Genomic DNA, 26,062 nt, shown 5'->3' with positions numbered 1-26,062 from the left:
AACTATTATAACTCGTATTTGATGCAAATAGACTGGTTTTTCATTCTTGAGAAGATAATACTGATATCAGGTGTATTGGTAATATCTCTGGTCGTGGCCATGTATTCCACATGGGGCGAAAGAAAGGTAGCGGGTATTATGCAGGATAGGCTTGGACCAAACAGAGCGGGTCCTTTGGGCTTGTTTCAGCCGCTGGCGGATGGTGGTAAGCTCTTCTTCAAGGAAGAGATCATTCCAGGATCTTCCAATCATTTCCTCTTTATTTTAGGTCCATCACTGGCTATGATTGTAGCCTGTATGACCAGTGCAGTAATTCCATGGGGCGATACACTGACCATTGCAGGTCATACAGTATCACTGCAGGTAGCTGACGTGAACATTGGTATTCTTTACATTTTTGGTGTGGTGAGCTTAGGCGTATACGGCATTATGCTGGGTGGCTGGGCTTCCAACAATAAATTCTCCCTGTTATCATCTGTACGTGCCGCTTCCCAGATCATCAGCTATGAGCTGGCGATGGGTATGGCACTGATTGCACTGCTGATGGTGAGTGGTACGCTGAGTCTGAAAGAAATCGTAGAGCAGCAGCGTCATGGCGGTGTATGGAACGTATTTGTTCAGCCGCTGGGCTTTATCATTTTCCTGATCTGTTCATTTGCTGAGACCAACCGTTCTCCATTTGACCTGGCAGAAGCGGAGAATGAGCTGAACGGTGGTTATCACCTGGAGTATTCTTCCATGAAACTGGGTTTCTTCCTGTTCGCTGAGTATATCAATATGTTCATCAGCTCTGCGCTGATGGCTACATTGTACTTTGGTGGATATCATTTCTGGGGAATGGATAGTCTGCATGTATCGCCAAACATTCTGACTATATTGGGTACACTGGTGCTGTTTATAAAAATTATTTGCTTCATTTTCTTCTTTATGTGGGTACGCTGGACTATCCCGCGCTTCCGTTATGATCAGTTAATGCGTTTGGGTTGGAATTACCTGATCCCGATTGCATTGTTAAACATGTTGATCACTGGTGGCTGGATTTTGTGGCATCAACATTAAGAGAACGAAATTGTAAACTTATTTAATCGCATTATTAATCATGCAAACTTTAACGAACAGGGCAAAACCGGTAGATCGCAGACCGATGAACATGTTGGAGAGGATGTACCTGCCGGCTATTGCAAAGGGAATGGTTATCACTTTCAAGCATATATTCCAGAAAAAACCAACGGTAAGTTATCCTGAAGAAAAACGTGAATTCAGCCCGGTATTCCGTGGTCTTCACATTCTGAACAGGGATGCTGAAGGACGTGAAAACTGTACAGCCTGTGGTCTGTGTGCGGTAGCTTGTCCTGCGGAGGCTATTACAATGGAAGCTGCTGAAAGGAAATCAGGTGAAGAGCATCTGTACCGTGAAGAAAAATATGCAGCACGTTATGAGATTAACATGCTCCGTTGCATCTTCTGTGGTTTTTGTGAAGAAGCCTGTCCTAAGGATGCGATTTATCTCTCCGAAACATTTGCACCAGCACATTACAAACGTGAAGGTTTCATCTATGGCAAGCAGGATCTGTTGATTCCATTGCCAGGAGAGCAGAAAAATGCATAATTCCAAACACAACAATCAGACAATATAGCAATGGGAATGAATTTACAACAAGTCGTTTTCGGGATACTCTCTATTATTTCACTGATCACTGCGCTGGGCGTGGTGTTTAGTAAGAGTCCCGTTACAAGCGTCCTTTGCCTGATCCTTACATTTTTTACCATAGCCGGCCATTACGTGATGCTGAATGCACAGTTTCTGGCGGTGGTGCACATCATTGTATATGCGGGTGCGATCATGGTATTGTTCCTGTTCGTGATCATGCTGATGAACCTGAATGCAGAGGGAGAGCCGCAAAAGCGGAACTGGCTTAAGTATGCAGGTGCGATCAGTGGGGGGGCACTGCTGGTGGTACTGCTGGCTGCGCTGCGTGAAGCAAGCCTGCCATCATTAACACCGGAATCTAACAATATTGGTTTGATCGCTAATCTTGGTCAGACTTTATTCAAATCATATGTTGTTCCTTTCGAAGTGAGCAGCATTCTGTTTTTGAGCGCCATGGTCGGTGCAGTCGTGATTGGTAAGAAAGAACATTAATCGTAATCTGTAATTCATTTTTATGCCGGTTCAATATTATATCTTTTTAAGCATTGCGCTCTTTTGTATCGGGGTGATGGGGGTATTGATGCGCAGAAATGCTATCATCATCTTCATGTGTGTAGAGTTGATGCTGAATGCTGTGAACCTTTTGTTAGTGGCGTTTTCTAAAATGTGGGCAGATGCGGGTAGAGTAGATGCGGCCGGAGCCCAGATCTTTGTGTTTTTCATCATGGTCGTGGCGGCGGCAGAAGTTGCTGTTGGTCTCGCTATCATCGTTATGGTATACAGGAATTCACAGTCAGTAGATGTGAATATCATGAACCGTCTGAAGAATTAACCATAAGGCAAACCGTAATTTGTAAATCGTAATTCGTATTTGATAGATGATTAATCTAGTTTGGCTGGTACCATTATTACCACTATTAGGATTTCTGGTGAATGGATTGGGAAGAAGATACCTCTCCAAATCACTGGCAGGTATCGTTGGGAGCGGATCTATACTGGCGGCTTTTGTGATTAGTTTGCTGATGTTCCTGGAAGTACGTACCCCGGGTTTTCAGGCGGTAACCGTACAATTGTTTGATTTCATTTCTGCAGGCAGCCTGCATATTCCATTTGCCTTTCAGGTAGATCAGTTAAGTTCACTGTTTCTCCTGATCATTACAGGCGTAGGTTCTCTGATTCATATTTACTCTACTTCTTACATGCACGATGAGACCAGCGAAGGGTTTGCGCGTTATTTCGCATACCTGAACCTGTTCGTATTCTCTATGTTGATCCTTGTATTAGGCGCCAACTACGTGATGATGTTCATAGGCTGGGAAGGTGTAGGACTTTGTTCTTACCTCCTGATCGGCTTCTGGTATAAGAATACTAATTACAACAACGCTGCCAAGAAGGCTTTCGTTATGAACCGCATTGGTGACCTTGGGTTTCTGCTGGGTATGTTCCTGATGATCGTTCACTTTGGTAGTGTAAATTATGCTGAAGTACTCCCACAAATTGCGGGTGTAGCAAAGGGTGATAGTACCCTCGCTGCAATTGCGATCCTCTTCTTTGTAGGTGCGATGGGTAAATCAGCACAGGTACCTTTGTACACCTGGTTGCCTGATGCGATGGCGGGTCCAACCCCGGTATCTGCCCTGATCCATGCTGCAACGATGGTGACAGCGGGTATCTATATGATTGCACGCAGCAACATTCTTTATACACTTGCGCCATGTGTGCAACACGTAGTAGCTATCATCGGCCTGGTTACAGCGGTGCTGGCGGCTTCAATTGCACTGAAGCAGGATGATATCAAGAAAGTACTGGCTTACTCTACTGTATCTCAGTTAGGTTATATGTTCCTCGCTCTTGGTGTAGGTGCTTATACTACTGCGGTATTCCACGTAATGACACACGCATTCTTCAAGGCGCTGTTGTTCCTTGGTTCAGGTTCTGTGATCCACGCAATGGGTGGTGAGCAGGACATTCGTAAGATGGGTGGTTTGAAAAAATACATGCCTGTTACGAATGCCACTTTCCTGATCGGTTGTCTGGCTATTTCAGGTATCCCAGGTTTGTCTGGCTTCTTCTCAAAAGATGAAATTTTATCCCACACCTTTGCTGCCAACAAACTGCTGTATGTAGTAGGTTTGCTGACAGCATTGATGACGGCGTTCTATATGTTCCGTTTGTACTACATCACATTCTGTGGTAAGTTCCGCGGTACACACGAACAGGAGCATCACCTGCACGAAAGTCCGGGCGCAATGACGTTCCCGCTGATTGTATTGGCTATCCTGTCTGTGATTGGTGGTTATGTAGGTTTACCAGCAGTATTTGGTGCACCTAACCTGTTAGAGCATTACCTGCATCCTATCTTTGCTGCATCTGTAGAAAAGGTAGAACTGCATGAAATGGCACACAGCACTGAATGGTTGCTGATGGCACTGAGCTCTGTGCTGGTAATCATCACTATTTTCCTGGCGCGCAACTGGTACCGCGACTTCACCGACAATGGTGAACCACGTACTGGTATTGCGAAAGTACTGGAGAACAAATGGTATGTAGACGAGATTTACGATGCTATCATAGTAAAGCCCCTGGGTATGCTGAGCCGTTTCTTTGAAGAAGCGATTGAGCGTTCAGGTATTGACAGATTGGTGAACGGTGTAGGCCGTGGTGTTCAGTGGAGTAGTCAACAGGTAAGGTTGCTTCAGAGCGGGCAGGTAGGTTTTTACATATTTGCCATGGTTATAGGGATGGTATTATTATTTGTAATCGGGTTCCTGGTTCGATAATATTACCTGCATCATCATTCAAAAAGGACAAGTTTAGATAAAATTATGTTGACAGTATTACTCATTTTGATTCCTTTGGTGGCGGGCCTTCTTACGTTTGGCCTGAAGGGATCAGGCCCCAAAACGGTGGGTTTGATATCATCTCTGGCATCGCTGGCGGTCACTATTGCCGCGCTGTTTCAGTTCAGGTCTGCACCTGAAAGCCTCAGCCACAGCTGCAACTGGATACCACAACTGGGCGCTACGTTTAGTGTAGGATTGGATGGTATGGGCATGATGCTTAGCCTGCTCACTTCTATTTCATTTGTACTGATCTTTATTGTTATCAATAAAAGGGAGTATGACCGTGCTAACAGCTTCTATGCACTGATGCTGTTATCGCAGGCAGGTCTCATGGGTGTATTTACTGCCTATGATGCTATGTTGTTCTACTTCTTCTGGGAACTGGCGCTGATTCCTGTATACTTCCTCTGCTCACTGTGGGGAGGCGAAAAGAGGATCCCTGTTACCTTCAAGTTTTTTGTATACACTTTTGCAGGTTCCCTGCTCATGCTGATCGGTATTATCTATATCTATCTGCAAACGCCGGATCACTCCTTTAGTTATGCAAGTTTCACAACAGCGGCTTTACCTAAAGAGACACAGTCCTGGTTGTTCTGGTTGTTCTTTGTAGCTTTTGCTATCAAGATGCCGATCTTCCCTTTCCACACATGGCAGCCGGATACTTACGAGCAATCTCCAACTCCTGTTACAATGGTACTGTCAGGTATCATGGTGAAAATGGGTCTGTTTGGCGTGATTCGCTGGTTACTGCCGGTATTACCACAAGGTGCTTATGTATGGTCTGATGTTGCGATTGTATTATCTATCATCGGTATTGTATATGCTTCCTGCATTGCCATTGTTCAATCTGATTTCAAACGTCTGATCGCTTATTCATCTATTGCCCACATCGGGTTGATGAGTGCCGCGATCTTTGCGAATAACGAGCAGAGTTTACAGGGTGTGCTGGTACAGTTCTTTAACCACGGTATCAATATCATTGGTTTGTGGATCATCGTTGAGATTATCCAGGATCGTTTGAAAGTGAAGTCACTGAATGAGTTGGGCGGTATTGCTGCTTATGCACCCCGCATGGCTACCTTCCTGGTGATTATCAGTTTTGCAAATATTGCATTGCCACTGACCAATGGTTTCATCGGGGAGTTCCTGATGTTCAGCGGTCTCTATCAATATAATCCATGGTTCATGGCAGTAGCTGGTCTGGGAGTGATCCTGGGTGCGGTGTACACACTGAACATGGTACAGAAAGTGATCTTTGGCCAGCCTAATCAGCTGACAGAAACTACTACTGATCTGCGTGGTAATGAAATGCTGGCGTTGAGTGTGATAGTAGCGATCATCCTGGTACTGGGCGTATATCCAAAGCCTATGCTGGAGTTGGTTCAGAGCACTACTGAATTGGTTAATAAGGTTTATTAAAAAGTTGTTCTTTCGTAACACAGGAATATGAATGCATTAATATCTACTGCTTTATCGGGCGTTTTGATGATGTTTGCGGGGCTTTTCGTGAAAAATAAGCAGTCCATTAAATTTGTTGCCATTGTGGCGTTGCTGATTTGCTTTGCAGCGAACCTGGCGGAATTGTGCACATTACAGGGGGGGAGCCGCACTCTGTATGGTATGATCACTGTGAGCAGTTTCAGTGTATTGTTCAATGCGGTGGCTTTTGGAGCTACGTTATTGTACTTTATGCTGTCAGGCAGTGCTTTTGAAAAAGTAGGGGAACATGTGTCTGATTACTTTGCGCTGGTATTTTTCATCCTGTCGGGTATTACGCTGGCGTCTTCGTTCAGCAGTTTATTAATGCTTTTCCTGGCTATAGAAATCATTTCTATTCCTCAGTACATCCTGGCTGGTAGTGATAAAAAGAGTCCTAAGAGTAGTGAAGCTTCGCTGAAGTACTTCCTGATGGGTTCTTTCTCCACAGGTATTTTGCTGATGGGTATTACATTGATTTATGGTGCATCTGGTTCATTTTTGATCAGTGAGCTGGGGTTGGGAGATGGTGCGGCTAGTCCGCTTGCATTGTGTGGTGTGATACTGGTTGCATTTGCATTGTCATTCAAAGTTTCTGCAGCGCCTTTCCACTTCTGGACACCGGATGTGTATGATGGTTCGCCTTCAGTATTTACATCTTTCATGGCCACTGTGGTGAAGGCGGGTAGCTTTATTGCATTTATCCGTTTGTTTCATGGTGCGTTTACAGGCACGATCAGTAAAGACTGGCAGTTGCTGCTGGCACTGGTAACGGCTGCTACGCTGATCATTGGTAACTTTACAGCAGTATTCCAGCAGAGTGTAAAACGTATGCTGGCGTATTCAAGTATTGCGCAGGCAGGTTTTATGTTGCTGTCAGTGATTGCGTTCAGTGACTTTGCTGTGAAAGGTATTATCCTGTATGCAGCAGCTTACTCTGTAGCTACAATCGGCATCTTTGCAGTGTTGATTAAGATGATGGATTATACTTTCGATGGCTTTAACGGATTGGCGAAGAAGGAGCCTTTGGTGGCTGCGGTAACTACGATCTGTTTGTTATCATTGGCTGGTATTCCACTGACTGCAGGTTTCTTTGCGAAATACTATGTGTTGACAGCGGCGGTACAGGAAGGTAATCTTTTGTGGCTGGTGATTATAGCGGTGATATGTGCTGCAATCAGTGTGTATTATTACTTCAGGGTGATCATGGCGATGTACTTTAAATCTGGTGAGCCGGGTGTTGAGGAAATGAGTGGCAGATTTAAATTTTTGCTGGTGTTGACAGCTGCGATAGTGATACTGTTGGGTGTGTTCCCTGGATTGCTGTTACAATTTGTATAAAAAAGATTCAATCTTAAATAGAAAATGCCGGCTACATGCCGGCATTTTTGTTTTTAAATGGTGCTGCTTTTCAAACGACGCGATCTGGTGTAGTGATCGCTTTAAAAAAGGTGCTTTCCTGCTCGCTGATACGATCTAATAAAGCCAGCTGATTGCCTGCTCTTACATAGTTGTGTAGTTCGTATTTAGCGCCGTAATAAATATCATTATTTAAATAATCTGCTAAGAAACGGATGGCCTGCATGTAGACCATGAATTGGCCTGCGTATACCAGGTGATGGATTTCATCAGGACTTAGTTCTTCTTTCAATTCGCTCAGATAACCGCTTACAATCGCTTTAAAGAAGGACTTCCGGGCCTGTACCTTACTGAAGTCTTTTTCCTCCTCATTTGCAGGTGATAAGTACGTTCTCATCATATCGCCGAAGTCACTGATGAAGTATCCGGGCATTACGGTGTCCAGGTCGATTACACAGATGCCATTTCCAGTATTATCGAAGAGTACATTGTTGATCTTTGTATCATGGTGCATGACCCTGATTTTGAATGCAGGATTCTGCTTGATGGCTTCGAAGGTATCTGTGAGATAAGCGTATTGCCTGATTCTGAATATTAATTCTTCAGATGCGGCTATCCGCTCTTTGTTGCCATTTTTCAACGCATCCTCAAATTGTTGATATCTGAGGGTGAGGTTGTGGAAATCAGGTAAACTATAGCCGATCTTATTCGTGTCGATACCAGCTAATAAGCGGGTGAACCTTCCAAACTGTTTTGCGGCTTCGTAGGCCAGTTGTTCATCGTCTACTACGTCGTAACTACGGGAGTCGGTTACGAAGGGTTGCAGGCGGAAGTATTCACCGTTTTCGGTTATTACCAGTCCCTGATCATCTGTTGTATTCACGGGTTGTACAAAGAAGTATTCCGGTGAATGTTGGTGCAGGTACTGGCCGATGTAGCGGATGTTGTTTGCGATCACCTTTGGTTGTTTGAAGACCTGGTGGTTGATGCGTTGTAAGATGTAAGACTTATTGCCGTGGACGACTTTCCAGGTGGTGTTGATAAGTCCGCTGCCAAAAGGCTGGATAGTACATTCATCTGCCACTATTCCGTAAGCTGCCAGTATCGAAGCCTGCATGATATTTTGATTGATAATTTCAAACTTAAGGGAAAGATTGATAGAAAGATTGCGCAAACGGTTGCGTGAATTTTTACCCGGGTGGTCGCAAACCTCCTGGGCTTTTACCATCGGCAATGCCCCACGGTTTTTGAGGGGCCTGCGGCCGGCTGGGTATGAAAATTTATCTCACTATGAGCCGGGAATCGATGACGATATGGTGATATTTTATGTGTTCCTTATTGTTTAATAAAGAGAGCAATATTTCCGTCGCCTTAAACCCCTGCTCATAAGGATACTGCTCTACAGAAGCTATGGGTGGAAACGCCATATAACTGCTCAAAGGTAGATTTGCATAACTCACAAACGTGAGGTCTTTATTCACTTTTATTCCCTGCTCCAATGCATATTGCACCGCATCCTGGGCCACATAATCATTGAAGGTAACAATCGCTGTTACTTTCCTTTTATTTGATAAAAGCTGCTGCATGGCGGCACGTGTTCCTTCTTTTGTGAGATCGGAATGGACGATGAGGCTCGCATCGAATTTTAATCTTTTTTTCTGCAACGCCTGTTTAAAACCTGCTTCACGCTGGGGGGTAGCGACTAATTGTTCCGGGCCATTGATCATCCCGATCACACGATGTCCTTTTTCGAGTAAAAGAGAGACTGCCTGGAGGGTACCTGATTCCATATTACAGGCTACATAATGAATGTCTTTTTTGTCCGGAATACGATCGAAAAATACCACCGGAATATTGAACTTTTCCAGTGCTTCAAAATGTGCATAATCCCCGGTATTTTTCGCCAGCGAAACAATCAGTCCATCTACCCGGTGATTCTTCATAATTTCCACAATCTTTTTCTCTCTGGCAGCATCATCATGCGACTGCCCCAGCAGCACCATGTAATTATGTTGATTTGCAGCATCTTCAATCCCGCTAATGGCTGCAGAGAAAAATGCCTCTGATAGTTCTGGTAACACAATCCCTATAGTAAAGGTCTTTTTCTGCTGAAAATGAATGGCAGTCTGGTTCGGTTCGTAATTGAGTGCCCGGGCCAGCTCCTGTACCTTCATCCGGGTACGCAACCCGATGCTGGGATGGTCATGCAAGGCCCTTGAAACCGTGGACTTTGCCAGGTGCAGTTTTTCTGCCATTTCTTTTATAGTAGGAGGGTTCGCCATTTATATAATAAAAATAGCGGAAAAATGTTTTTCATTATCTTTAAATCATGCAATTCCGTGACATATTTTCCCTCGCCTACCGTTCTGTCAGCGCGAATAGATTACGCGCAGGGCTTACTATTTCCATCATCGCATTTGGAATTATGGCCCTGGTGGGCATTCTGACTGCTACTGAAAGTATGAAGAACAGTATCTACTCCAACTTTGCCAGTATGGGGGCGAACAGTTTCTCTATTCAGAACAGGGCGTTGCGTATTTTCATGGGGGGAGGCCCGGATGCAAAGAAGAGTGACAAGAAGAAAAAGAAGGTAAAAACATCGAATAGCAATATCCCTATTACATGGGAGGAAGCGAAAGATTTCAAGCGCCGTTTTTCATTCCCCTCCACCGTGAGCGTATCTGTTACAGCCAGTGGTGCAGCTACCATTTACAAGGGAGAAAGCAAGACCAATCCAAATGTACAGGTATTAGGCGGAGATGAAAATTACCTGGAGTTTTCCAATTATAAATTGAAAGAGGGCAGAAACTTTAATCAATTAGATATGGAAACCGGGCGGAATGTCGCTATATTGGGAACCGATGTAGCAAAGAAACTGTATGGAGACGGAATGAAAAATGTGATTAACAGCAATATCCGTGTGGGCAATGTACGTTACAGAGTGATAGGGTTGCTGGAACCAAAAGGGAACAGTGGTTTTATGAGTGCTGACAAAGTAGTGATTACCACTGTGACGAACACGAGAAGAGTATATGGAGGTAACACGATGACCTATAATATAGGCGTGTCAGTGAAAGATATAAACCGAATGGATGCCGCTGTGGGAGAGGCTACCGGCTTATTCCGAATAGTGAGGCACCTGCATCTGAATGAAGAAGAGAATTTTTATATCAGCAAGAGTGACAGTATAGGTGAAATGTTGTTTAACAGCCTTGGCTTTGTGGCCATTGCCGCTGCTATCATAGGGGTCATTACCCTGTTCGGTTCTGCGATTGGATTGACGAATATTATGCTGGTATCTGTTGCAGAGCGCACACGTGAGATTGGTGTGAACAAAGCACTGGGTGCTACGCGACAGGTGATTCGCAGGCAGTTTGTATATGAGTCAATCATCATCAGTGTACTGGGTGGCGCCTTAGGGGTGTTGCTGGGTATGCTGGTAGGCAACGTGGTATCATTGCTATTGCATACAAGTTTTGTGATACCCTGGTTCTGGATCTTTATGGGTATCAGCCTGTGTGCCGGCGTTGGTCTGATGGCAGGTATATTCCCTGCTATCAAGGCTTCTAAACTCGACCCTATTATTGCACTCCGATATGAATAACCAGATAATTTTAGTCGCCAACATCTAAAGAATTTCGATGGCTTTAATCATTGTACTAATGTCAATCCTGCTACTGGTATTGCTGGTGGCGGGGTTAAGGCTCAACACATTCATAGCTTTCCTGGTCGTGTGTTTGTTCATGGGTTTAGCCCTGAGGATGGATATCCATACAATCACACAATCTATTACTACCGGCATTGGCAAGACCCTGGGTGGGTTGGTCTCCATCATAGTATTTGGCAGTATGTTGGGTAAACTGGTGGCTGAAAGTGGCGCTGCGCAAAGAATTGCGAATGGATTAATGCACCTATTCGGGCGAAAGTATATTCAATGGTCTTTAATGCTGACGGGGTTCATTGTAGGAATTCCGTTGTTTTATAATATTGGTTTTGTGCTGATGGTGCCGCTGATCTTTACGGTGGCAGCGCGCACAAAACTGCCTGCGGTATATTTGGGAATACCTATGCTGGCATCGTTGTCAGTAACACATGGTTACCTGCCTCCGCATCCTTCGCCTACTGCACTGGTGGGTGCTTTTGGCGCCAATATGGGCATGACGCTCATGTATGGACTGATCGTAGCTATTCCTGCTATTATTGCGGCAGGACCTATCTTTAGCCGCTTTTTAAGGGGGTATAAACAGGAGCCTGCTGCGCTGTTTCATATAGAACCTATTCCGGATGAGAAATTGCCGGGTATGGCAGAGAGTTTGTTCGCTGCATTGCTGCCGGTGATTTTGCTGGCAGGAACGACGATTATAAAGTTAGTTGGGCACGGTGTATGGGTGAAAATTGCTGATTGGTTAGGCGATCCGATTATCGTAATGCTGATCGCTGTATTGAATGGTATTTACCTGTTAGGATTGAAGAGAGGATTGAGCATGAAAACGGTGATGAAATCATTGGATGAATCGATTAAGGATGTGTCTCCTATTATCCTCATCATCGGTGGTTCCGGCGCATTGACGCAAATGCTAATGGATAGCAAGGTGAGCGATATTATTGCGCAGGGGATGATGAGTACACACATGAATCCTTTGCTGCTGGCGTGGAGCCTGGCAGCGTTGGTAAGAGTGGCAGTAGGATCAGCTACGATTGCAGGATTGACCACGGCAGCCATGTTAGGTCCTATGGTAGGAACACTGGGTGTAAATCCATGTTTGATGGTATTAGCTACAGGAGCCGGCAGTCTCATGTTTAGTCATGTGAACGATGGCGGCTTTTGGTTGTTTAAGGAGTATTTTAATTTATCAGTAAAGGATACCTTTAAGACGTGGTCTGTGATGGAGACGATTGTGAGTGTGGTGGGATTAATAGGGTGTTTGATATTAAGCATTTTTGTACATTAAGACGATAAAATTATCAGTGACTATGACAGCAACAGAAAACTTCAAAGCATTAGGATTGACATTGCCACCAGCACCTTCTCCACTGGGTGTTTATAAGCCTTACCTGATCGATGGCAAATACCTGTACCTCTCCGGCCACGGCCCGGTACAGGACGATAAAAGCCTGATCATAGGCCGTATTGGTGAGGATATGGATATTGAGAAAGGTAAACTGGCTGCCAGACAAGTTGCCCTGACCATGCTTTCTACCATCGTTACCAACCTGGGAAGCCTGGACAAAGTAAAGCGTGTGATCAAGGTATTGGGTATGGTGAACTGCACACCTGATTTTGGTCGTCATCCATATGTGATCAATGGCGCCAGCGAACTGTTTGCAAAAATATGGGGCGAAGAGAATGGGATCGGTGTGCGTAGCGCTGTAGGTATGGGTTCTCTGCCTGATAATATTCCTGTTGAAATTGAGGCATTATTTGAATTAGCATAAATTATGAACTGGTACGAACTGCACAACATTAACACGGTGGATTCACCTGCATTGCTGGTGTATCCGGAGCGTATGCGAGACAACATCCTTGCAGTGAAAGCTTCTGTGAAGGATGTGCAGCGACTGCGCCCACATGTAAAAACCAGCAAGATCACGGAGGCTGCACAGCTGCTGATCGAAGAGGGCATTCATAAATTTAAGTGTGCCACCATAGCCGAAGCAGAAATGCTTGGATTGGCAGGCGCAAAAGATGTATTGCTTGCTTATCAGCCTGTAGGGCCAAAGATCGAACGATTGCTGGAACTCACCGATCAATATCCGGATACGAAATACAGTTGCCTGGTGGATAACGCTGCTTCGGCTGTAGCGATCGCAGCACAATTTGCCACCGCGCAAAAGGTGTTGCCTGTGTATCTCGATCTGAATGTAGGCATGAACAGAACAGGTATTGTACCAGGTGCAGCAGCCCTGGCATTGTACCAGGAACTGGCACACCTGCCAGGTGTTACACCTGTAGGATTACATGCCTATGATGGTCACCTGCATGATGTGGATATTGCTATTCGTAAAGAGAAATGTAATGCTGCGTATGTGCCTGTACAGGCCCTTGCACAGGCTATTACAGACAGTGGATTGCCTGCACCACGCATTGTAGCGGGTGGTTCTCCCACATTCCCCATTCATGCCGAAAGAGAAGGTGTGGAGTGTAGTCCGGGTACCTTTATCTTCTGGGATTGGGGATATCAGCAGCACTTACCGGATCAGAAGTATGACTATGCGGCCGTATTGGTGACAAGAGTGATTTCCATTATTGATGGAGAGCGCCTGTGTCTTGACCTGGGGCATAAATCAGTTGCAGCAGAAAATCCACAACCAAGAGTTGTTTTCCTGAATGCACCGGAAGCCTCGCCTGTATCACAAAGTGAGGAGCACCTGGTTGTGAAAGTGGCGGATACTGCGCAATACCCTGTGGGTACTGTATTGTACGGCGTACCATATCATATATGCCCTACCGTAGCCCTGTATGAGCGCGTGGGTGTTGTAGAAAAAAATACCTGTATTGCGCAATGGAAAGTTGTAGCGAGAGACAGGAAGATCATGATCTGAACCTAAAACTATTATAAACATGTTTGCAATAGACGCGCATCTGGATCTCAGTATGAACGCGATGGAGTGGAACCGCAATCTCCGCCTGCCTGTGAATGACATCAGGAAAAGGGAAGAAGGACAAACCGATAAACCAGACCGCGCTAAAGGAGTGGTATCTTTTCCGGAGTTGCGCAAAGGAAATATAGGGTTGGTAGTAGGTACACAGATTGCCCGTTTTGTGGCTCCTGACAATCCACTGCCGGGATGGTTTTCACCAGAACAGGCATGGGCACAGACACAGGGGCAGCTGGCGTGGTACAAGGCGATGGAAGAGGCAGGAGAACTGACTCCCATTACTGATCTGGCCGCTCTGGAAAAACATCTTGCTTACTGGAATGATGGACAACCAACAGCCAACAAAGCCATTGGTTATATCTTAAGCCTGGAAGGTGCTGATTCTATCGTAGACATACCTTACCTGGAAAGGGCCTATAATAATGGTTTGCGTGCTGTAGGCCCTGCACACTATGGCCCTGGCAGATATGCACAGGGTACAGATGCAACAGGGTTTATGGGTGATAAAGGCAGAGCGCTGCTGAAAGAAATGGAGCGGCTCAACATTATTCTGGATGCTACGCACCTGTGTGATGATTGCTTTTGGGAAGCCATGGAGCACTTTTCCGGACATGTTTGGGCCAGCCATAATAACGTGCGTAAACTAGTGGATCATAACCGTCAGTTCTCTGACGAGATGATACTTGAACTGGTAAAGAGAGGCGCTGTAATAGGTGGTGCGATGGATGCGTGGATGATGGTACCAGGATGGGTAAGAGGCGTATCTGATCCTAAAGGCATGGATTGTAACCTGGATAAACTGGTAGATCATATGGATTATATCTGTCAGCTGGCGGGCAATGCATTGCATGTAGGCATCGGTTCTGACCTGGATGGCGCCTTTGGTAAGGAGCAATCTCCATATGATCTAGAAACGATTGCAGATGTGCAGAAACTACCTGCATTGTTTAAGAAGAGAGGTTACTCAGATGAAGATGTAGAAAACATAATGCATGGGAACTGGTTACGGTTCCTGAGAAAGGCATGGAGTAAATAACCGCGATCGTTAACAATATTTAACATAGCCCTGTGGGAACATCCTGCAGGGCTTTTTGTTATTAGTAATACAATTGAGACAATACGTTAGTAGGGTCGTTTTCTGCAGGTTTCTGCTGTAGAAAAGTTTCATATTGTTCAGCAGTCAGGGCTGTTTTCAGCTTTTTGTAGAAGCCATTATGCATGCTTTTGATTTTAGCATCGTAGGCTTTGGGGTTGGTAGCAGTTTCAGCAACAACGGTATTGCGTTGCGTAATAAAATCGGAGATATAACCTTTCAGTTTTAACTGTTGATCTTCTTTCAGGGAGAGGGATTTTGTCAGTTTTCCTATGATTGCGTTGGCATGACCTTCCACATTGGGGATAGGGCCTTGTGCAAAAGAAGGGATGGATAGTATACAACAAAGAAGAGAGAGCAGGAGGGTATATTTCATATTAGCAGGTTTTAACTGGAAGTTACAGAAATTATAAGTTTATATATGATGTTTCTCAACTTGAGAAGGATGTTACCATGCGCTATCCTTTTATACTTATTACCTGGATGTAAAAATGAATCTGGTTCACAGACGCTCACTGCAGATACTTCGCTGGCGGCGAGTCCTGGCGCAAAACAGGAGTTAATTTTACTCAATCAACATTATGGGGATGATTCATTACAGACGATCGACATTTACCTGCCTGCAGGCAGGTCGCCCAAGCGTACCCACCTGATGGTGTTTGTGCATGGGGGTGGATGGATAGGAGGGGATAAGAGTGATTTCTCTGCTGCCTGTGAGGGGTTGGTCAGGAATACAACATTCTCGCCGGCGTTTGCTTATGTGAATGTTAATTACCGGTTGGTAAAGGATGGGAAGAATAAATTTCCAACAGCGGAAGAAGACCTGGTAGCAGCCATGAATTATATGTATGCACATGCCGATTCATTTCTGGTATCACCATTGTCAGCGCTGATCGGGGCAAGTGCAGGTGGACAGCTGACTACACTGATTGCTTATAAACACAATGAGAAGAAGCATATAAAGTGTGTGGCGAGTAACTGGGGACCTTATGATTTAGCGCGGATGTATAAAGAGGGATCGTCTGGAGTACCTGAGTTGATGGCGGTTGTGCTGGGTGTCACACCTTCGGAGAACCCGGAAATGTATGCAGCGAGTAGTCCTGTTACATATGTATCTTCAGATAGTCCGCCTACTTTTCTGGCGCATGGTAAGCAGGATTCTTTAGTGAGGATTAACCAGGGGAATGAGTTGGATAGTGCGTTGTCGGAGAATAAAGTGCCGCATGAATTTTATACGTTTGACGGCTATCATGGCTATTCTTCAGACCAGGTGGCGAATGATGCGGCGGACAAGATGTTTAATTTCATCGCCAAGTATACAAAGTAATAAAGAGGGGATACCATAAATCGTATAAATGGGAACGTAGCTTTATCAGGAATCAGAATGGAAAGCGTGTATCTTATTTGGATACACGCTTTTGCTTTTATTGCATGATTATCCTGACAGGTTTCGTATGGATATTCATCGCGGTATCCATTGTCTGGTATTCGGCTTCCAGCGTATGGGAGTCTACCCATTTAATCTGGCCGGGGCCCCAGTGTTGAAGGTCTGTTTCTCCCAGTAGTTGCATATTACCATTCTCATAACTGTAGAGTTCAAATCCATTATTGTTGAATCCTGCTTCCAGATCGAAAGAAGGGCAGAGTACAAATTGCTTATCAGGGGAGAGGTAAGGAATGCCCCACAGGTGTGTTTGCTTACCATTAGCAGGATTTACGAGCAGGTAATCGCTGGATTCGTAATAGCTGCCAAAGGTAAGGTGTTGTTGCAGGTCTTCTTTGTAGCCGGCATAGTAGTATACGGCATAATCCTCATCGTTTTTCGGATTCCTGGAATTAGCGAGTACAGACGTTTTTCCGTTCTTCATTGTGAAGAGGAGGGAATCGCCTTGTCTATGTACTTTAGCGGCTTCCCGGGCCAGCTGAGGCCCTTCGGCGCTATCATAATCCAGATCGGTAGCAGGACTGAATGACGATTTTGCTAAACTGTACACCAGGAATTGTTTGTTTCCAATTCGGAATGAATCGATAGGTCGTTCATTGGTGGGTGCCGGAACAGCAACGGTCGTTTCGGCACTAGGCGTGCTGTTTGATGCAGCGCTCGGGTGGCAGGCAGTCCACAGGACTACGGCGGTTAATAAAGATAGGTACTGTTTCATATGATGAAACAAATATAAACGAAAATTGTGCCATAGATGGATGTGGTAATACATAAAAAATCCCGGGCTTTGCGGCCCGGGATCTTTTATATAAAGTATGTAAGACTTACTCAGCTACAACTTCGAATTCCAGTTCAGCTTCATTGCCTTTACCGAAGTCCAGTTTCGCTTTGTATGTACCTAATTCTTTTACATCATCCAGGATGTGGATGCGGCGACGGTCGATTTCGTAACCTTTCTGTTCTTTAATCGCACGAGCGATCTGAACACCGGTAACGCTACCGAAGATCTTACCGGATGTACCGGTTTTAGCACCAATTTTCACTGGACCAGCCTTCAGCACTTCAACCACCTTAGCGATTTCGGCGAGCATTTTCTCTTCTTTCGCTTTCTGCACTTTCAGGCGCTCCTGTAGTTGCTTCAGGTTAGATGGAGATGCTTCTACCGCAAATTTCTGTGGGATCAGGAAGTTTCTAGCGTAACCGTTTTTTACGGCAGCGACTTCATTCTTCTGACCCAGATTATCTACGTCTTGTATTAAGATTACTTGCATGTTAATTAGTTTTAAGGACCTTTTACTTACGATAAGTAATTTGTCGGTTTACTTTAAAAGGTCAGTAACGTAAGGTAACAACGCCATCTGACGAGCCTTTTTAATTGCCTGAGCTACCTTGCGCTGGAACTTCAGGGAGTTACCAGAGATACGACGAGGGAGCATTTTACCCTGGTCGTTCAGGAATTTCTTCAGGAATTCAGCGTCTTTGTAATCCACATACCGGATGCCTAATTTCTTGAAACGGCAATATTTCTTTTGACGTTTCTCGGTTTTTACGGCCGTTAAGTACTTAATTTCTTGTTTTACTGCCATAATTTTAAGCTTCAGCGGTTTTAGAATCAGCGTTTACGCCATGTCTCTTGCGATTGTTGTACTGAACAGCGTATTTGTCCAGTGCAGTAATCATGTGACGGAGCACATTTTCATCGCGGTTCAGCTGAATTTTCAGCTTCTCATTGAGGTCGGATGGCGCACTGTATTCCAGTACCAGGTACATGCCCGTGGTCTTCTTCTGGATAGGGTACGCCAGTGATTTTAATCCCCAGGGATTTTCGTGCGTTAATTCACCACCATTATCTTTGATAATGTCAGCGAATTTTTTCTGAGCAGCTTTGTAGTCTTCCTCAGACAGCACAGGGGTAAAAATCACCATCAATTCGTAATTCATAATTTCCCTGTTTTTAATTTGATTAGAAAAAAATTGGATCGCAAAGATAGGTGATATTTATGAAATAATGCAAAAAACCACTTCTGCCGTAGGCGGAAGTGGTTTTTTGCGGTGGTGGTAGCGGCAGGAAGGCCCGCCGCTACCACTTTTTATAAAGTTAATTATTTGGTAATCAATATTTTACTTGTTTTTACACCATCCAGGCTCTGTACCCTTAATATATATATACCATTAGGTAAAGCGTTCACATCAATGGTCTTGGTATTGCGGCCTTTGTTTACAAACTGTTGTGATTTGAAACGGCTGCGTCCCTGCATATCTATGAGTTCAAATTGAGCGGGTCCTGGTTTTTCCATATCCACCCATACCTGGAGGTTATGACCGATGATGCACCAGATGAGCTTTTTGATCAGGTCCAGCAAAGATACGTATACCCTGTCATTTTCGCTGTAGCGAACGCTGCCATCTTTGCTTACAATCTTCAGCCTGTACCAGGAGAATCCCAGCCATGGCTGATAGTCATAGATGCGGTAGCTGGTTGCGAAATCTTTGTTGCCCTGTGCTGCGAGGGTATCTACTGCTACGTAGTTACGCAGGTTGAGGGTTTTCTCTACTACATAATGGTCTGTGTTGATTTCGTAGGGGGTAGACCAGGTCACTTTTACATTGCCTGAATCTACTATGGCATTGAAGTTCTCAACAGTAGCAGGGTTACCCAGGATGTGCAGGTTGTAATTAGTCTGCACCGGATAGTGGTCGCTGGTTGTGCTGCTATAGCTACTGATGAGCTGAGCGACTTCCTTGTGCACTTTAGCAGAACCCGGGAGGTAAGCAATCGCCATTTCATCGGAAGCGATCACATTGTCTATAACAGTTGTATAAGCGGTGGTAGACTGATCGCCAGCCAGGCTCAATGGCAATGTGAGCGGTTTATAATGCGCGGTATCGTTCATGAAATCGATGTAAGAGGTCGTGGTATCCGGCGCAAGTTCTGTGGTGATGGTTTTATTCAATGCATCGTTGAAGTCACCGAGGATGATGAAGTTGCTGGTTGGATACTGTGCATCCAGGGAATCTTTTAGTTCCAGGTTACCATCTTTACGACGCTGCCATGACTGGATCTTTTCTGCAGTGGTGCCTGTATTCGCCTTGCTGTGAATGAGGACGAAGTTGATGAGGGCACTATCTCCATCCAGGTTTGCAGTGGCCTCCAGCAGGAATGGGAAACGACCGGAAGACCAGTTGTAATAGGCATTTGCGCTACCACCTTTTCTCAATACACCATAGTTGCGAATAGAGCGGATCACGCTTGTTTTATAGAGGAATGTGAGCTTCTGTGCAGAAGTATAATCCACATCGGTGATGCTGTCTGCATAAGAGCCAAAGTCAGAAATGATGTAGCTATAACCAGGCATCTGGTTCACGACAGCTCTGAAACGGGCAGTATCTACTACTTCTGCCAGTGCATAAATATCGGCATCCAGTTTTTTAAGTATTACAGTGGCATTTGCCTGTTGCAGACTATCATTTGCGGGGTTTTGTGCCGGACTACCAAACCATTCCATGTTCCAGTTCACCACTTTCAGGGAGCGTAAAGAGGTGCCGGAAAGTGCGATAGGCGTGGTGTTCAGACCTGCACTGGTGAATGTGAGAGCGCCTGTGTATGCCTGATCAGCCGCTGTAGGTAAGAATCTTACCCATACAGTTACGGTTCCAGACAGGGAGTCAACAGGGTAATTCAGGGAAGTGGTGTATGTGCCAGCACTATCTTTTGACAGCTGGAAACCTGCACTGGTAGCGAGTGTGAGTGCACCGGTAAAATCGCTGGCATTGAAAGTAAAGTATTGTGAAGATGATTGCTGACCTGATTTTACATAGTCGAAATCCATACTGGAGGTAGACTTGTCTACTGATGGTAATGGTGCCTGAGGGCTATTGTAGAGATGGAAATCATCCAATGTCCAGCGGGCTGCATTCAGGGTAGGAGAAGAGGTATATTTAAATGCGATATACACACTGGATTGTTTAAAACCAGCGAGGTTGATGCTATCAGAAGTTTTCCATGCATCTGACGAGATTGCAGGGAATCTTCCATTGACCACCGTCCATGTGGCAGTATTTGGATGGCTGCTGCCATCGTAGTTGGTAGAAATGAGCAGTTGTAAAGATGGACCTACAAAAGCAGTACGGCTGGCGAAGGAAAGGAGTGGATAATCAAAACCTGTAAGATCAAAAGCAGGAGAGATCAACCAGTCTTCATTTTCGACCGGGCCTCCGCTGTAGCCATTGATCTGTGCACCATTCAGGGTTTGACCAAAGGTGGTGCAATCCCAAACCTGTGCACCGGTTACGCTGTAGGCAGTGAAGCCACCTACTATACCTGTACCGGTTGTACAGTTGTTGAAATCAAAATCCAGTTGTTGTGCACCTGTGGAAAAAGCCCATACGGTGCTATCAGGAATACCAGTGAAAGCATTGCCACTATTATCTGTTACGGCGCCGCTATCGATGGTGATGTAATAAGATTTGTTGCCAGCAAGAGATGTGATCACACTGAGCAGCTGATTTCTGATTACAATAGCTGTGCTGGTGATGTCAAATACCTGCTGGGTACCGTTTGTAGCATTGTGTAAGGTGAGGTGACCGGTACCTGCAACGACATTTTCAGAGAAAATAATGCTGGGAGTAACGGTAGGCGGCACATTTGTTTCGTGGTTCAGTGGCGTTAAAGAGTCGATCACAGGAGGTGTGGTATCGGCACCACCACTACCGGCAATAATATTGTCGATGGCAAATGAGGGGCGGGAGCCACTGCCGCTGATCTGGCGGTTTACCCAGCGAAGCTGTACCAGTGGCTGGTTTTCGCAGGCAGCAGGGAGTACCAGTGTTTTTGTAGCGGGGTCTTGTGGCGTGGTGACACCGCTGGTGGTCTGAAGGGTCGTACCATTTTGGTATTCTGTACCAGTGATGTTGGTAAAGTTGCCGCTGCTACCAATTCTATATTGTAAGATGACTTCGTTAATACGGGTATTGCTGCTGCCATCGTAAGGATTGCGTAGCGTCATAACGTCGTATTGTAATGCGATGTTCACCTGGCCGGTGGTATTGAGGGCCAGGGCAAGGCAGTTGTCCACGCTGCCACTATTGAGGAAACCCAGTTTACCATTATAATTATATACACTGTTGGCAGTGCTGGAGGCGGTGCCGGTAGTCAGCGCTTTGTCTGATGCAGGAGTGGCGGTGTTAAAGCTGGAAGAAGGGGAGCCGGAGAGTGTCCAGCCCTGCCAACCAACAGGGTAAGTGGTGGATGTAGACGCCAATGCATCAAAGTTTTGCTGGTAAGGCAATGCCTGGGGGGAGGGTTGGGTTTGCGCAAATGAGTGCAAAACACCAAAGACAGTAAAGATCAGGAGTAGCGTTTTTTTCATGTAATAAATAGATGGTTGTTAGGGGTGGGTAAATATGTTAATGGAATACGCTTCAGGGTCGTGATATGCTACATGTTGAATGTACAACATTTGTGTTATATTTTACATGATTTAATTGTTAACCGGATGGCGCTGTGGCAGTAAGGAAGCGTTTTTTAAATTGCCTGACGGCAGGTGACGATTCTTTGGTTCCGGAGGGTAAAAAGGTTGCTTTTTCCTGACGGTATGGTTTATTATACTGCCCCGTTCCGTCACTTTGGCAGCATTTTCCCACTGGCATACGCTTTGAAAGATTCCAGAAAAACACAGATACCCATGCAGAAAGGAGCAATACGTGTTCAGACAGAGAACATCTTCCCCATTATCAAAAAATTCCTCTATTCAGATCATGAGATCTTTATCCGCGAACTCGTAAGTAACGCGGTTGATGCAACCCAAAAATTAAAAACGCTGGCAAGTGTAGGAGAGTTCAAAGGTGAACTGGGCGAGTTGGCCATTAGCGTGAAACTTGACAAAGAGAAAAAAACGTTGACCATCTCCGACAATGGGATCGGGATGACAGCTGAAGAAGTAGATAAATACATCAACCAGGTAGCATTTTCCGGTGCGGAAGAGTTCCTGAATAAATATAAAGGTCAGAATGAAGGTACCAACATCATTGGTCATTTTGGTCTGGGTTTCTATTCTTCTTTCATGGTGAGCAATGTGGTGGAAATCATCACCCAATCTCACAAAGATGCACCAGCTGTACGTTGGGAGTGCGATGGCAGTCCTGAATATACCCTGGAAGAAACCACCCGCGAAGCTGGCAGAGGTACAGATATCATCATGCACATCAATGAGGAAAGTGAAGAATTCCTGGATGAGCATCGTATCAAATCCATCCTCGAAAAGTTCTGTAAGTTCCTGCCTGTTCCGGTTAAATTTGAAGATAACCAGATCAACAATACGCATCCTGCGTGGACGAAGAAGCCAAGTGAGCTGACTACAGAAGATTATCAGAACTTTTACAAAGAGCTGTATCCTTTCTCTGAGCCGCCACTGTTCTGGATCCACCTGAATGTAGATTATCCATTCAACCTGACAGGTATTCTCTACTTCCCTAAGATCAATAAGAGTTACGAAATCCAGAAAGATAAGATCAGCCTGTACTCTAACCAGGTATTTGTAACGGACGAAGTAAAGGACATCGTGCCTGAGTTCCTGATGCTGCTGCATGGTGTGATCGATAGTCCGGATATTCCGCTGAACGTGAGCCGTAGCTACCTGCAGGGTGATCCGAATGTGAAAAAGATCAGCTCCTACATCACGAAGAAAGTAGGGGATAAGCTGGAAGAAATGTTTAAAAACGATCGTAAAGGGTTTGAAGAGAAATGGGAATCCATCGGTCTGTTTGCTAAATATGGTATGATGACGGACGATAAGTTCCTGGAAAAAGGTAACAAGTTCCTCATTCTCGAAGATGCAGATGGTAGTAAATTCTATACGCTGGATGAATACAAGCAGGAGACAGCAGCTATTCAAACCAACAAGGAAGAAAAGCAGGTGATCCTGTACGCTACCAACCCTGTACAGCAGGATAGTTATATCACTGCTGCGAAAGCAAAGGGATATAAGATCGTGAAACTGGATAGTCTGGTAGATGCTGCTTTCCTGAACCAGATGGAGACCCGCTGGGAAAAGGTACAGTTTACCCGTGTGGATGCAGACATTGCAGATAACCTGATTGACAAGGATGAAAATAATTCACATGTACTGACACAGGATCAGGAAACACGTTTGAAATCACTGTTTGAAAAGATCCCGCAGCAGCATGTAAAAGTGGAACTGAAAGGTCTGAGTACAGAAGCACAGCCAGTGATCGTAACACGCCCTGAGTTCATGCGTCGTATGAAAGATATGGCAGCAGTAGGTGGTAGCGGTATGTCCTGGTATGCAGGTATGCCTGACGAAATCAACATGACGGTAAATGCAAACCATCCGATTTACCAGCAGATCCTGAAAGAAGGCAATGACCAGTTGCAGGAAAAGCAAATCCGCAACCTGGCTGATCTGGCTTTACTGTCACAGAATCTGTTGACAGGTGCCGACCTGACAGCCTTTGTGACCAGAAGTGTAGAATTGATGGGTGAAAAAACAAATTAAGCGATATAATAAATCATTGGCGATGCCGTTTTGATAGCATTGCACAAGCCCTTATCCCGTCCCGCTTTACCGTGGGACGGGATTTTTAATGAAAGGGAAATATGTGAAAAGAAAAGTAATTATGGAATTAGGCCATGCACTATGGCGTCATTTCCCCATACTTAGCCTTCGTAAAGAGAAAACAGAAAGCCCTATCATAGGAGATCTTATCAAATCTCCGTCAGCAGGGGATCAAAGCGAATGTTTTGATCCCCTGCAATTTGTGGTGATCATTACTCGCTTTGAGTAGTAAAAGTCAGTGAGAGCGGATATCGATTACTTTCATTTGTAGGTTCATCTTGCCATTCCACTCGTTCTCATCAATAGTAAATACCATATCAAAGGGCTGGCGGCTGCTGACGATAGAGAATTTGTCAGACATATAGAACCCGATACCTGTCACAGCCATAGGGTGTCTCCCCTGTTTAACCGAAAATTTTATGTGCTCATCCTTTATCAGGCGGGAGTAGCCGCTGTCTACCACGTTTCGCACGAGGAAGATAGGGCGTTGATTGTCCGGACCCAGGGGTTCAAACTGTTTGAGAATATTGAAAAAAGCGGGAGTGATATCTTTCAGGCTGATTTCGGTATCGATGGTGATTTCCGGAATCAGCAGTTCAGGATTGATGGTAGTGGCGACCACCTCTTCAAATCTTTCCTGGAAAGCGGGCACGTTTTCAGGTTTGAGGGTCATGCCGGCGGCGTAGAAGTGTCCACCATAGTTTTCCAGCAGATCTTTACACTTGTGAATGGCTTCGTATACGTTGAACCCAATCACAGAGCGGGCAGAGCCGGCTACTTTATCATTACTGAGGGTAAGGATAATGGTCGGTCTGTAATAATATTTATCGATCAGCCGGGATGCCACAATACCTACCACACCTTTGTGCCAGTCAGGCTTATAGAGTACGGTGGACTTTTTATTATGTAGCGTAGTATCGTTCTGAATCAGTTCTACGGCTTCTTTGGTAATGTTGCCATCAATTTCCTTGCGGTCAAAGTTGTCAGCGTGCAACACTTTTGCAATTTCCATGGCCTTTTCCATATCATTCTCAATGAACAGGTTCACTGCTTTGCGGGCATCGTCCATTCTACCGGCGGCGTTTACGCGGGGAGCGATAACGAAGACGAGGTTGGAGATGGTGAGTTGTTCTTTGAGGCCACTGAGCTGGATAAGTGCCTGGATACCGGGTAGGGGAGATTCATTGACTTTTTTCAGTCCATGAAAGGCCAGCACACGGTTTTCGCCGGTCATGGGTACGATATCGGCGGCGATGCTGGTAGCCACGAGGTCCAGGTAGCGGTGTGCGGCAGATTCCGGCAAACCTATCTTTTGGGCGAAGGCGGTGATGAGTTTATAGCCAATACCACAGCCACTTAGTTCCTTGTAAGGGTAAGGGCAGTCATATTGTTTGGGGTTGAGGATAGCCACAGCCGGGGGCAGGATAGCATCTGGCAGGTGGTGATCACATATAATAAAGTCAATACCATGTTCAGCGGCCCAGGTAATTTGTTCGGTGGCCTTGATACCGCAGTCCAGCGTGATGACGAGGCTAAAATCGTTGTCCCTGGCGTATTCGATACCCTGGGTAGAGATGCCGTAGCCTTCGCGGTAGCGGTGCGGAATGTAAAATTCTATATTATTATATAAGGTGTGTAGAAAATCAAATACAGTTGCTACGGCGGTGGTACCATCCACGTCGTAATCTCCGAACACGAGAATTTTTTCATGTCTGAAGATGGCCTGTTCAATTCTGGATACAGCTTTATCCATATCCTTCATGATCCATGGATCATGAAGATCTGCCAGTGTAGGGCGGAAGAACAACCTTGATTCATCATAGGTATGCATGCCGCGCTGCACCAACAACCTGCATAACAGGGGATGTATGCGCAGGGAGGCCTGCAGCAAAGCTTCCTGTTTTGGTTGATACGATCGGACTGTCCAGCGTTTTTGCATCTATAATCTAAAGAAGGATGAGCGATTCTTGTTTGAACGGAAGATAGGGTATAAATTTCAAATAGTATGGCCTGTTCTCAATAAGA

Annotated in this window: 23 protein-coding genes; 14 read left to right on the top strand and 9 right to left on the bottom strand. The window is 45.2% G+C overall.

Annotated features, from left to right (window positions below):
- Positions 1-21 precede the first annotated feature (21 nt).
- Genes nuoH through SIO70_RS31880 form a run of 7 tightly spaced genes read left to right on the top strand, consistent with a single transcriptional unit; the run spans position 22 to position 7,311 of the window.
- On the top strand, positions 22-1,059 hold the full coding sequence (nuoH, locus tag SIO70_RS31910; protein WP_320577771.1) for an NADH-quinone oxidoreductase subunit NuoH: 1,038 nt from the start codon (positions 22-24) through the stop codon (positions 1,057-1,059).
- 40 nt (positions 1,060-1,099) lie between these two features.
- Positions 1,100-1,609: an NADH-quinone oxidoreductase subunit NuoI gene (nuoI, locus tag SIO70_RS31905; RefSeq protein ID WP_320577770.1), complete on the top strand. Its 510-nt coding sequence runs from the start codon at positions 1,100-1,102 to the stop codon at positions 1,607-1,609.
- A 36-nt stretch (positions 1,610-1,645) separates the two neighbouring features.
- Entirely contained in the window at positions 1,646-2,143 is a 498-nt protein-coding gene (locus SIO70_RS31900) for an NADH-quinone oxidoreductase subunit J (protein ID WP_320577769.1), read from the top strand.
- 22 nt (positions 2,144-2,165) lie between these two features.
- On the top strand, positions 2,166-2,483 hold the full coding sequence (gene nuoK / locus SIO70_RS31895; RefSeq protein WP_116853914.1) for an NADH-quinone oxidoreductase subunit NuoK: 318 nt from the start codon (positions 2,166-2,168) through the stop codon (positions 2,481-2,483).
- A gap of 46 nt (positions 2,484-2,529) precedes the next feature.
- Positions 2,530-4,431 carry an NADH-quinone oxidoreductase subunit L gene (gene nuoL, locus SIO70_RS31890; RefSeq protein ID WP_320577766.1) on the top strand — a complete coding sequence of 634 codons (1,902 nt, stop codon included), beginning with the start codon at positions 2,530-2,532 and terminating at the stop codon, positions 4,429-4,431.
- Between the two features lie 45 nt (positions 4,432-4,476).
- Entirely contained in the window at positions 4,477-5,913 is a 1,437-nt protein-coding gene (locus tag SIO70_RS31885; RefSeq protein WP_320577765.1) for an NADH-quinone oxidoreductase subunit M, read from the top strand.
- 27 nt (positions 5,914-5,940) lie between these two features.
- Positions 5,941-7,311 carry an NADH-quinone oxidoreductase subunit N gene (locus SIO70_RS31880; RefSeq protein WP_320577764.1) on the top strand — a complete coding sequence of 457 codons (1,371 nt, stop codon included), beginning with the start codon at positions 5,941-5,943 and terminating at the stop codon, positions 7,309-7,311.
- 70 nt (positions 7,312-7,381) lie between these two features.
- On the opposite strand, the gene SIO70_RS31875 is transcribed toward SIO70_RS31880, so the two are convergent.
- A complete protein-coding gene (locus SIO70_RS31875) occupies positions 7,382-8,557 on the bottom strand; it encodes an aminoglycoside phosphotransferase family protein (protein WP_320577763.1) in 1,176 nt (391 codons plus the stop codon).
- 52 nt (positions 8,558-8,609) lie between these two features.
- On the bottom strand, positions 8,610-9,584 hold the full coding sequence (locus SIO70_RS31870; RefSeq protein WP_320577762.1) for a LacI family DNA-binding transcriptional regulator: 975 nt from the start codon (positions 9,582-9,584) through the stop codon (positions 8,610-8,612).
- 74 nt (positions 9,585-9,658) lie between these two features.
- Here SIO70_RS31870 and SIO70_RS31865 point away from each other — a divergent pair, with 74 nt between their 5' ends.
- The 5 genes from SIO70_RS31865 to SIO70_RS31845 are packed head-to-tail and all read left to right on the top strand — an operon-like array spanning position 9,659 to position 14,965.
- Complete coding sequence (locus tag SIO70_RS31865; RefSeq protein ID WP_320577761.1) at positions 9,659-10,933, top strand: ABC transporter permease; 1,275 nt, start codon at positions 9,659-9,661, stop codon at positions 10,931-10,933.
- Positions 10,934-10,991: 58 nt separating this feature from the next.
- Positions 10,992-12,281: a gluconate:H+ symporter gene (locus SIO70_RS31860; RefSeq protein ID WP_320577760.1), complete on the top strand. Its 1,290-nt coding sequence runs from the start codon at positions 10,992-10,994 to the stop codon at positions 12,279-12,281.
- Between the two features lie 22 nt (positions 12,282-12,303).
- Entirely contained in the window at positions 12,304-12,765 is a 462-nt protein-coding gene (locus tag SIO70_RS31855) for a RidA family protein (protein ID WP_320577759.1), read from the top strand.
- Positions 12,766-12,768: 3 nt separating this feature from the next.
- Positions 12,769-13,872, top strand: coding sequence for a D-TA family PLP-dependent enzyme (locus tag SIO70_RS31850; RefSeq protein ID WP_320577758.1), 1,104 nt, complete (start codon positions 12,769-12,771; stop codon positions 13,870-13,872).
- Positions 13,873-13,891: 19 nt separating this feature from the next.
- Positions 13,892-14,965, top strand: a complete 1,074-nt coding sequence (locus SIO70_RS31845; RefSeq protein ID WP_320577757.1) for a dipeptidase — start codon at positions 13,892-13,894, stop codon at positions 14,963-14,965.
- Between the two features lie 61 nt (positions 14,966-15,026).
- Here the strand turns inward: SIO70_RS31845 and SIO70_RS31840 are convergent, their stop codons facing one another.
- The gene (locus SIO70_RS31840) at positions 15,027-15,398 is read right to left on the bottom strand and encodes a hypothetical protein (protein ID WP_320577756.1); all 372 of its coding nucleotides are present in this window, start codon (positions 15,396-15,398) and stop codon (positions 15,027-15,029) included.
- Between the two features lie 69 nt (positions 15,399-15,467).
- On the opposite strand from SIO70_RS31840, the gene SIO70_RS31835 reads away from it, so the two are divergent.
- On the top strand, positions 15,468-16,349 hold the full coding sequence (locus SIO70_RS31835) for an alpha/beta hydrolase (RefSeq protein WP_320577755.1): 882 nt from the start codon (positions 15,468-15,470) through the stop codon (positions 16,347-16,349).
- 97 nt (positions 16,350-16,446) lie between these two features.
- Here the strand turns inward: SIO70_RS31835 and SIO70_RS31830 are convergent, their stop codons facing one another.
- The 5 genes from SIO70_RS31830 to SIO70_RS31810 all read right to left on the bottom strand — a co-directional run bounded on the left by SIO70_RS31830 (position 16,447) and on the right by SIO70_RS31810 (position 21,832).
- On the bottom strand, positions 16,447-17,181 hold the full coding sequence (locus SIO70_RS31830; RefSeq protein WP_320577754.1) for a hypothetical protein: 735 nt from the start codon (positions 17,179-17,181) through the stop codon (positions 16,447-16,449).
- 106 nt (positions 17,182-17,287) lie between these two features.
- Entirely contained in the window at positions 17,288-17,734 is a 447-nt protein-coding gene (gene rplI / locus SIO70_RS31825) for a 50S ribosomal protein L9 (RefSeq protein ID WP_083725679.1), read from the bottom strand.
- A 48-nt stretch (positions 17,735-17,782) separates the two neighbouring features.
- Positions 17,783-18,049 carry a 30S ribosomal protein S18 gene (gene rpsR, locus SIO70_RS31820; protein WP_083725677.1) on the bottom strand — a complete coding sequence of 89 codons (267 nt, stop codon included), beginning with the start codon at positions 18,047-18,049 and terminating at the stop codon, positions 17,783-17,785.
- Between the two features lie 4 nt (positions 18,050-18,053).
- The gene (gene rpsF / locus SIO70_RS31815; RefSeq protein ID WP_320577752.1) at positions 18,054-18,404 is read right to left on the bottom strand and encodes a 30S ribosomal protein S6; all 351 of its coding nucleotides are present in this window, start codon (positions 18,402-18,404) and stop codon (positions 18,054-18,056) included.
- 161 nt (positions 18,405-18,565) lie between these two features.
- Positions 18,566-21,832, bottom strand: a complete 3,267-nt coding sequence (locus SIO70_RS31810; protein WP_320577750.1) for an Ig-like domain-containing protein — start codon at positions 21,830-21,832, stop codon at positions 18,566-18,568.
- A gap of 315 nt (positions 21,833-22,147) precedes the next feature.
- Between SIO70_RS31810 and htpG the strand changes: the two genes are divergently transcribed.
- On the top strand, positions 22,148-23,977 hold the full coding sequence (gene htpG, locus SIO70_RS31805; RefSeq protein ID WP_320577748.1) for a molecular chaperone HtpG: 1,830 nt from the start codon (positions 22,148-22,150) through the stop codon (positions 23,975-23,977).
- Between the two features lie 295 nt (positions 23,978-24,272).
- Here htpG and recJ read toward each other — a convergent pair whose 3' ends face one another.
- Positions 24,273-25,976, bottom strand: coding sequence for a single-stranded-DNA-specific exonuclease RecJ (gene recJ, locus SIO70_RS31800; protein WP_320577746.1), 1,704 nt, complete (start codon positions 25,974-25,976; stop codon positions 24,273-24,275).
- Between the last annotated feature and the right edge of the window lie 86 nt (positions 25,977-26,062).

Origin of the sequence: Chitinophaga sancti, from assembly GCF_034087045.1 — a bacterium.
Taxonomy (GTDB): Bacteria; Bacteroidota; Bacteroidia; order Chitinophagales; family Chitinophagaceae; genus Chitinophaga; species Chitinophaga sancti_B.
This window is presented reverse-complemented; position numbering and strand designations above follow the sequence as displayed.